This window comes from Endozoicomonas sp. (genome assembly GCF_051008435.1).
Lineage (GTDB): Bacteria > Pseudomonadota > Gammaproteobacteria > Pseudomonadales > Endozoicomonadaceae > Endozoicomonas_A.
On record NZ_JBPCXO010000437.1, the window covers coordinates 1 to 8,640 of the forward strand.

Sequence of the window (8,640 nt, forward strand, 5' to 3'; positions counted from 1 at the left end):
CCGAGATTGTACACATCGGACAGGCCGTTATGTCCCAGAAAGGGGAAGCCAACAATATCCGCTATTTCCTGAATACCACGTTTAACTACCCCACGATGGCCGAAGCCTATCGTGTGGCGGCTCTGGATGGTTTGAACCGTCTGTTTTGAACATTTTAAGGCGATGCGTTGAGCTGGATATAGTTTGCTGTTTCTTGGTCGCATCCCTGCGGTTGTTTCGTGCAAGCACGAAACGAGAAAAAGTCTGGATTTCAAACTGGATGGGGTTTAGCCAGTTGTTTGTGCATATCTGGATGGAGGCTTTTTCCATCCTTCTACTTTCCAGCTCTAATTTCGAAGCTAAGGCTATGTGCCCGGTGTTGCACCTTGAAGGCTGAAAAAATCCACTCGCCAGAATATTCGAAAACAACTGGCCAGATACTTAAACGAGACAATATCCGCGTTATTGTTTTTTACCGAATAGCCCAATGGAGTGAGGCTTCCCATTTGGTAACAGTGTCAAGAAAGGGCTGTCATTGTCATCGTCGTCATCATTTGTTTGATTGATGGCAGCTGTGTCAGGAGTTTGCTGCTGTGTAACGGTGACAGGGTCGGCAGGAGGAAAGGGAGTGTCATCGGATGAATGGGGCATGATCTCTGTGTTGTCATCATCCCCAGGAACGTTGATGGTGATATTTATGGGGGGGTGTGTGTGTAAAGGGGGGAGGGATGCACTGGTATCCGTGGTCTGCTCGGTTGCGTTTGTTGCGCTAGTTCCATTGTTTTTATTGGGACTATTACTGTCATCTTCAGGCGCGCTCATTTTGATGTATGTGTCCTCATTGTTATCATCTTCCAATGAAAATATTGTGTTACTGTAACCAGGTGATTGCGGTTCTGAAATTTGGAGGGAGTCTCCCGATTGTTGAGATAGATGTAAAGAAGAGGGGGGGGAGGTGGTCATTATTATAGGAACGTGATTGAAAGTAAATTGCAATTGCATGTTTGTCTTTTCTCCTGCTACGATCCTTGTTGTTTCATCTGCTAGCATTCGGCCGACCTGGCCCCAGCTTAATGAAGCTCCCGATGGTAAAGAGACGCTGTATTCTTTGAAGTGAAAGGGTTGGCGAGTGTATGAGTAATCGGCCTTATCTGATTCTGATTCTGATTTTGAGCTTCTTGTCCTTGGTTTGGGTTTAGGTATGGGGTTTGATTTTGAGCTTCTTGTCCTTGGTTTGGGTATGGGGTTTGATTTTGATTCTGATTGGTTAGGCTGGCTTGCTCTTGGACTGCTGGGAATGACATTATAAGCTATAGATGCTTTGGTCGGGATGTTGTTGGAGTATCCGGAAGAGCCAGTCGTGGAGCCTGTGTGATGAATAGGAGATGGGGCTGATGCTAATAGTGAAGCACTTGATTCTGATGAAGAAGTCGAAAGGGAAAGAGTTTGAATGTTATACGGAATGGGTTCGTATATACCATCCGAATTGTCATCGCTATCATGAACTATAAGCCTTTTTTCTTTTTCTTCTGACTGGCTTGAAGAGATGGGTTGTGGTGGCTGCGGTGGGGAGAGGATGGGCTGGCCCGCTAATTTCGGAGGAAGGGAGGGATGAGAGTAACTCGTTGTGACATATTGTTTATTCGCTGGGAGATGAGGTGTCAAAAGCAATATGGTAACCGGTGTCGAAGTGCTATCCGGTGAGTGGTTAGAGTCATGGGGGTTATGGAATTCATAGCCGCAGAATTTGCCATGCGCATCGAACAGTGCGTTAATTTGCCAGGGGCAAGCAAAGCCAATCACTTGAGATGTTTTAGAGATATTTTTACTAAAGTTAAATAGAAATAGTAAATTATTGAAATCTTCAACGCTAATTGAACTATCCAATCCTTCAGGATTTGAATAAATAGATCGCTCAATCGATTTAAATGTAAATCTTTTTGGAGTTGATTTTGTTTCTGAATCTTTTCCGTTACTGATTGTCGGTTTTGTTATAAAGAATGAGTATGGGTTTTCCTCGTTAGGATTATTTCTATAGTTGTAGAAGTACTCAAAAATGGTTTTTCTGGCTTTAAAGTAACGTTCTTCGTCGTCATAAAGGGCGGTTTTTTGAGTGCATTCAGCCTCTGCTTTTTTTAATGACTTCCTATGCGAAACAGATGTACTGATATCTTTAATCTCTGATCGGTCAAATGCTGGATTAATATAAATGGATAGAGTTGGCTCTTCTGAGGATGTTTCTTTTACTTTAGATGGAGGCCTGTCAGTTTGAGGGGGGGGGGTTAATACTTCGTTGTCTATGACAGCTTCAAGTTCTGCGATAGAAATAAAATGGTCTTCTGGGGCGTTTGTTGCACTGCTTATAAAAACATTAAATTTGACTCGCTTGTTGTCTGCAAACACTTCAGAGATAGAAAAGATCACAATAAATATTGTGATGTATAGCTGCTTAAAGGGTCGTCTCTTTTTCGTGATCAAACGACGATTACTGAGTGCTGCTCTTTTTTGAAAGAAGAAGTATTTTTTTAATGAAAACCCCAAGCATGGACAACGAGTGGTTGAACCTGTGAGAATGCTATTTTTTGATCTGTTTTTTTTTAGTGGAGTTATAGGTAGTCATATCAGTAAGTACCTTTAATGGCCGATGAAACATCGTAATGCGATATTATAGATATATTTTTCAAATTTGGTGTTTTTTTCTGAAGGTTTTTAGGATAAAACACATATCACTGAATTCAGGAATAAATAATGTTCCTGTTTCTGATCGAATGATTCAATAGACCTGCACTATAGTCCGAAAAAACATAAAGCTACTCTCACTAGCTGGAAAGGCTTCAGAAACAGTGAGATGTTTGTTTTCTGATGTGTGCGAAAACGAATTTGCTCGTTAGTGTCTTGTTAGCTCTTTTTCCGCTATGACAGCATTTTGTTGTCACTGTCCAGTGCTTTATCAAGAGCCTGCAATAAGCATGAAGATGACGACAAAATGAGCAGTTACTAAAATGTGTCAGACGAAAAGACAGCAGAGTGAAAAAAAACGATACTTTATGAAATTTCCGGGCTAGAAAGCCTGGCAGATGCTGTTTTACTATGGAAATGCAGCTCTCTCAGGTTCTGTAGCCATTTTCATGGTTCGGGGTGAGCTGCATTTCCACTCATGGCTGTTTAGTGGGACTTTTGCTGCAAGAGCTGTTTAATTTCAGTCAGCTGTTGCTGAAGGTCTTCAATGGTAGGTTGACCCGCATTTTCCAGAGCTTCCTCTTCTTTGCGTTCATTCTGACGCTCTTCTTCCAGTACATTGACCACGATTCCGATAATCATATTAAGGAATGCAAAGGTGGTGAAGAAAATGAAACTGAGGTAGTAGGCCCAGCTCAGAGGGTAAACGGCCATGGTTTCATACATGACGTCAGTCCAGTCTTCGAACGTCATCACTCTGAATAGCGTCAGCATACTGATGGAGATATTACCCCAGAGCTCAGGATTGATATCCAGGAAGAAAGTGCTGCCGACTGCTGCATAGATATAAAAGATGATGAACATCAGCAGCATGACATAGCCCAGTTGTGGCAGAGCTTTAAGCAGTGAGTTCAGCAAGAGTCGCAGTTCGGGGATGATGGATATCATCCTCAAAACCCGGAAGATTCTGATCAGTCGACCCACCAGTGCCATCTCGGTATCGCTGACCGGGATCAGGCTGATGATAACAATCAGGGTGTCAAAAATATTCCAGCCGGATTTGAAGAAGTTTTTCTTATTCTCTTCACCAAAGAAGCGAACCAGAATTTCCACCAGAAAAAAGACGGTGATCCCTATGTCCAGCACGTTGATGGTGCCTGCAAGGAAAGGCGGCAGGTTGTAGGTTTTTGCCCCAATCACCAGGGCAGAAAAAATGATGATACCGACAACAAAGAGTTCAAAAATCTTATTGGAGCGTATGGCGTTAAAGCGAGCCTGTAAATCGCTGTTTTTCATGATTCGACTGCGGTCAAAAAAGGGCGGATGGATTGCCTTGGATGCGCTTGGCTTCCTGCATCGGGCTATGTTCTGGTTTTAAGGCGTTGCATTCTACCTTGAAAATCAGTGCATCCCCAAGCGCGGTGCTATGATTTTTTCGCTCTTGGCCATGGAGTCAGGGTAATGGGGGTTTCACAGCGTATGCTTCATTTGGACTATCAGGCACCGAGGGGTGAGTGTTATCCTCCGAACACTGATCCTGACCAGTTGGGTGATACCCCTCTATTAAAGCTGGTTTTGATGACAGTATGATGACGGTCGCTTTGATGCAGTAGCGCCATTGTTCCTGACTGTTTGCCTAAAAAGAAAAACAAAATAGCAGAATAATCATGAAGTCAACAATACTGAAATCTCTATGCCTCTCTCTGGCAATGATCAGTTCTTCAGCTGCACTGGCGGCTGCTGACACTGAACCTGCTTCTCCACGAAATGTGATCCTGATTGTCGGTGACGGCATGGATGATCACCAGATCACCATAGCCCGAAATTATCTGGCCGGTTCCCGTGGGAAAATCAATCTGGATGAAATGGCGTTCCGAAGCAGTGTCCAGGTGCTGACCGTGGATGATAAAGATCCATCCAAACCGATCTATGTGGCTGACTCGGCAAACAGTGCAACGTCTCTGGCTACGGGTGAAGTAACCAGTCGCGGTCGTATATCAACGTCAGCCAAATACGATAAAGATCTGGTGACTATTGTTGATCTGGCCAAACAGGCAGGTTTGAAAGCCGGTATCGTGACAACGTCGAGTATTACGGATGCCACGCCCTCATCTTTTGTTGCACATATCAGTCAGCGAGAATGCGAAAATCCTGACATGATGGTGGATGCGGTGATCTACCAGCGTAAGCCTGTGGATTGTTCGCAGGATGTGAAAGCCAAAGGGGGCCCGGGGTCTATTTCAGAACAGCTGGCAGCGTCTAATGTTGATGTGTTGTTGGGCGGTGGCATGGAACACTTTACCAAGCAGGCCGAAGGGAGCAGTAAAAGTGTTCTTGAGCAGGCTGAAGGTAACGGCTTTTACATTGCCGACAGTGCTGAGAAATTGAAATCAGCGCCTGCTGAGAAGAAGCTGCTGGGCTTGTTTGCAGAAGGGAACCTGCCTGAGCGGATGGCGTATGAAGGCGAGCGCGAGGCCGAACAGCCTAACCCCAGCATGCTGAACTATCTGCATAAGTATCTGGGTTCTGTTGAAATGCCGGATACTGTCAAGTGTGAACCTAATGCTGCTTTTGGTGATACACCTGAGTTGAAAGAGATGACTGCCGTTGCCATTGACAGACTTTCCGGGAATAAAGACAAGGGCTTTTTCCTGATGGTGGAGTCTGCCTCTATTGATAAGGCTTCACACCAGAGAAGAGCCTGTGGTCAGATAGGCGAGTTGCAGCAACTGACCGAAGCACTGGATGTTGCTTTGAACTTTGCTGAGAAGAATGAGAATACACTGGTACTGGTGACCGCAGACCATGGTCAGGCAGCTCAGTTAATGCCCGATACCAGTCTGTTTGAAGCTTTTAACCTGCCAGCATATTCTCCGGGCTTTGTAGCTCGTGTGGAAACGCCAGAAGGTGTGACTATGGCAGTCAACTATGCAACGAACGGGTTATTTGCAGAAGAGCATACCGGGGTAAACGTGCCCCTGTTTGCTAATAAAGAAGGTGTTGGCAGGGTACCAACCATGTTGGCTCAGCCTGACATCTTTAATGTTATGACCCGCTATTTGAATCTGAACTAAAAGTAGGGGATAGCAGCCTCTCGATGCAACAATGAGAGGCTGCACAAAGCTTTTAGTTAGGGCTGAATGAATAATCAACATCGCCTGACAGCGAGTGATTGCCCTTAATAACCGCTTCTGCCGGTTGAGTCTCAGCGATTAGCTGGCCATTGCGGAATGAGTGAGTCACCACTGACTGTCTTCTGATAGCGTCAAAGACGGTTTCAGAATCCAGCAGAATCAGGTTGCCTGGCTTGCCTTCTTCAATCCCGTAACGATCCTGGATATTCAAACACTTCGCACTGTTTATAGTGATCAGATCAATGCCCTGATTAATCTGATCCAGTCCCGTCATCTGACAACCTACCAGACCTGTAAACAACACTTGCAGCATATTGCAGCCCTGCATCGGAAACCATTGGTCCACAATGTCGTCCTGACCGAAGCAGGCATTGACGCCTGCTTCCAGCAGCTCTGGGATCCGCGTGATACCACGGCGCTTCGGGTAAGTATCCATTCGCCCCTGCAGGTTCAGGTTGGTCACAGGGTTGGCGATAAAATGGATGCCCGAACGCTTCAGCAGACGCATCAGTTTTACAACATAGGCGTTATTGTAGGAGTGCATGGCCGTGGTATGACTGGCTGTCACACGCTGGCCCATGTTGCGTTCCAGTGCCAGGCAGGCAACAGTCTCGACAAACCTTGATTGTTCGTCGTCTATCTCGTCGCAATGAATGTCGATCAGGCTGTCGTATTTTTCAGCCAGATCAAAGACCGTGTTGAGAGAATCCAGTGCATACTCACGAGTGTATTCGAAGTGGGGAATACCGCCTACTGCGTCACAGCCCAGTTTCATGGCCTCTTCCAGCAGGTCTGCACCTTTCGGAAAAGAAGGGATACCTTCCTGTGGAAAGGCTACCAACTGGATATCAATCAGGTCCCTAACTTCTTCCTTCAGTTCAAGCAAGGCGTGCAGGGCTGTCAGGCTTGGGCAGGTCGTGTCCACGTGGCTGCGAACATGCTGAACGCCCTGACCAATGTACCAGGCCAGTGCTTTTCTAGCACGTTGCTTAACGTCGTCATGACTCAGGGTTTTCTTTCGCTCTGACCAGTTCTGAATACCTTCAAACAACGTACCGCTGCGATTCCAGACTGGCTCACCTGCCGTCAGACAGGTATCCAGATGCACATGGGGGTCAATAAACGGAGGAAGTGCCAGCTTACCCCGGGCATCACAGGTTTCAATGCCAGGCTGACGTTGCGTGTCAGCAGGGGTGATACTCAGGATCATGCCCTGATCAAAAACAATGTCGTGAAGACCTTCCTGCTGGTGCAGTCGAACATTCTCAAGACGCATGATTCACCTCGGTCTGCTTCTGCTGAAAGAGCGCGGTTTTTTCAAAGAAAACGTGACAAACTGAAGCCACAAGCACGCCATTCAGAGGCGCTATACCAGGCAGATAGGATGCAGCAAGGACACCCAGCAGCCAGGAAATCATGGCAGAAGTGTTCACACCGATGAATGAGTTTTGCACATACTCCCGGTACTGGCCTCTTTTGACGAAAAGGTAGTCAGCCAACAGGATGGCACCAATGGGAGGAAGCGCTGTATTCAACAGACTCAACCAGCCAACGAAGTTGTTATTCAGCCAGATGGCGAACAGGGTACCCAATGTACCGTTGATCACTACCATCAGGTTCTTGCTCATACCGGTGATACTGGCAAAGCCCAGGCCGGATACATAAAGAGCGTTGTCATTGGTGGTCCAGATATTCAGGCCCAGGCAGATGACGGCAGGAAGTATCAGACCCTGGATGAACATCACTTCAGAGATATCAGCCTGGCCATAAACCATTGAGCCAATGGCTCCGAAGGTAAACATCAGGGTGTTACCCAGGAAGAAGGCGATCAGAGTGGCAGAGACAGCCACTTTTGGCGACTTAGCGAACCGGGTGAAGTCCGCCGTCAGAGTACCACCACTGATGAAAGAGCCTACACAGATACTGATAGCCGCTGCATAGCCCATGGATTCTTTAGGCTCCAGACCAAACAGGGCAGACAGTCCACCCACTTCAGTCACAGCATCAGAGATAGAATATCCACCCAAAACCAGAATCGCCGGTACTGCGACAAAGCTCAGTATGGTCAGTGCCTTGAAACCAAAAAATGCCGTCAGTGTCATCAGAGCACCGGAAACCAGCACCAGTGTATTGACGTCTATGCCCGTAGCTTTATTCACCGGCAGGGCAAACATGGCGACACCCACACCGAACCAGCCAACCTGGGTAAAAGACAGTACCAGAGAGGTAAGTTTTGCACCGTAACGGCCAAAGGCATATTGGGTCAGCAGGTGAGTAGAAAGGCCTGTTTTACTGCCTATATAGGCCAGTCCGGCGGTATAAAGGCCCAGTAACAGGTTGCCGATCATGACGGCAATCAGAAACTGTGAGAAGTTGAGGCCCTGGCCCAGCGCTCCACCCGACCACATGCTGGCCGAGAAAAAAGTGAACCCCACCATAACGACGAGAATGGGCCAAAAGCCTTTTCTTGACGATTCCGGTACGGGTGAGTGAGCGAAGTCCTGAGAGAGTTCCGACATTGAGCCTCCATAAAAAAGGAACACATCTGCTTAGCTACAAAGCTATCAAGTCGGGCGTGCACTCTGCCAGAACATTCTTTCAAATTCATCGACAGACAGAGGATTTAGGTGTATCTCCTTAAAGGTAAGGTAAGGAAGTAGGGGCATATCTTGGATTGTTTGTATTTTAATCTTTCTGGTGTTTTTTTGTGCAGTAAAATTAAGGGGTTTGAAACAGTATTGAGTAATCTATGATTATCTATCATAATCTCACACTATGGATAAGAGATTAGTCAAGATTGGTGAAGCAGCTCGCTTGCTGGGTACTGACCACTCAACATTGAGGAAGT

At 46.4% G+C, this 8,640-nt stretch carries 5 protein-coding genes and 1 pseudogene; 2 read left to right on the plus strand and 4 right to left on the minus strand.

The window, feature by feature from the left end; translation table 11 throughout:
* Positions 1–149: pseudogene (locus ACR2PX_RS21775) on the plus strand (Si-specific NAD(P)(+) transhydrogenase); the annotation flags it as partial.
* Between the two features lie 292 nt (positions 150–441).
* Here the strand turns inward: ACR2PX_RS21775 and ACR2PX_RS21780 are convergent.
* Together ACR2PX_RS21780 and ACR2PX_RS21785 are read right to left on the minus strand one after the other, a co-directional pair.
* Positions 442–2,520, minus strand: coding sequence for a hypothetical protein (locus ACR2PX_RS21780; RefSeq protein WP_434001462.1), 2,079 nt, complete (start codon positions 2,518–2,520; stop codon positions 442–444).
* A gap of 624 nt (positions 2,521–3,144) precedes the next feature.
* Complete coding sequence (locus ACR2PX_RS21785; RefSeq protein WP_434001463.1) at positions 3,145–3,954, minus strand: ion transporter; 810 nt, start codon at positions 3,952–3,954, stop codon at positions 3,145–3,147.
* A gap of 371 nt (positions 3,955–4,325) precedes the next feature.
* Here ACR2PX_RS21785 and ACR2PX_RS21790 point away from each other — a divergent pair, with 371 nt between their 5' ends.
* On the plus strand, positions 4,326–5,732 hold the full coding sequence (locus ACR2PX_RS21790) for an alkaline phosphatase (RefSeq protein ID WP_434001464.1): 1,407 nt from the start codon (positions 4,326–4,328) through the stop codon (positions 5,730–5,732).
* A gap of 52 nt (positions 5,733–5,784) precedes the next feature.
* Here the strand turns inward: ACR2PX_RS21790 and codA are convergent, their stop codons facing one another.
* Complete coding sequence (gene codA, locus ACR2PX_RS21795; protein ID WP_434001465.1) at positions 5,785–7,068, minus strand: cytosine deaminase; 1,284 nt, start codon at positions 7,066–7,068, stop codon at positions 5,785–5,787.
* Positions 7,058–8,311, minus strand: coding sequence for a cytosine permease (codB, locus tag ACR2PX_RS21800; RefSeq protein WP_434001466.1), 1,254 nt, complete (start codon positions 8,309–8,311; stop codon positions 7,058–7,060). The genes codA and codB overlap by 11 nt, the downstream gene beginning before the upstream one ends.
* Positions 8,312–8,640 lie beyond the last annotated feature (329 nt).

Bases quoted from the DNA above. Each gene is read 5' to 3' on its own strand.
- ACR2PX_RS21785 (WP_434001463.1), bottom strand. From the start codon at position 3,954: ATGAAAAACAGCGATTTACAGGCTCGCTTTAACGCCATACGCTCCAAT.
- ACR2PX_RS21790 (WP_434001464.1), top strand. From the start codon at position 4,326: ATGAAGTCAACAATACTGAAATCTCTATGCCTCTCTCTGGCAATGATC.
- codA (WP_434001465.1), bottom strand. From the start codon at position 7,068: ATGCGTCTTGAGAATGTTCGACTGCACCAGCAGGAAGGTCTTCACGAC.
- codB (WP_434001466.1), bottom strand. From the start codon at position 8,311: ATGTCGGAACTCTCTCAGGACTTCGCTCACTCACCCGTACCGGAATCG.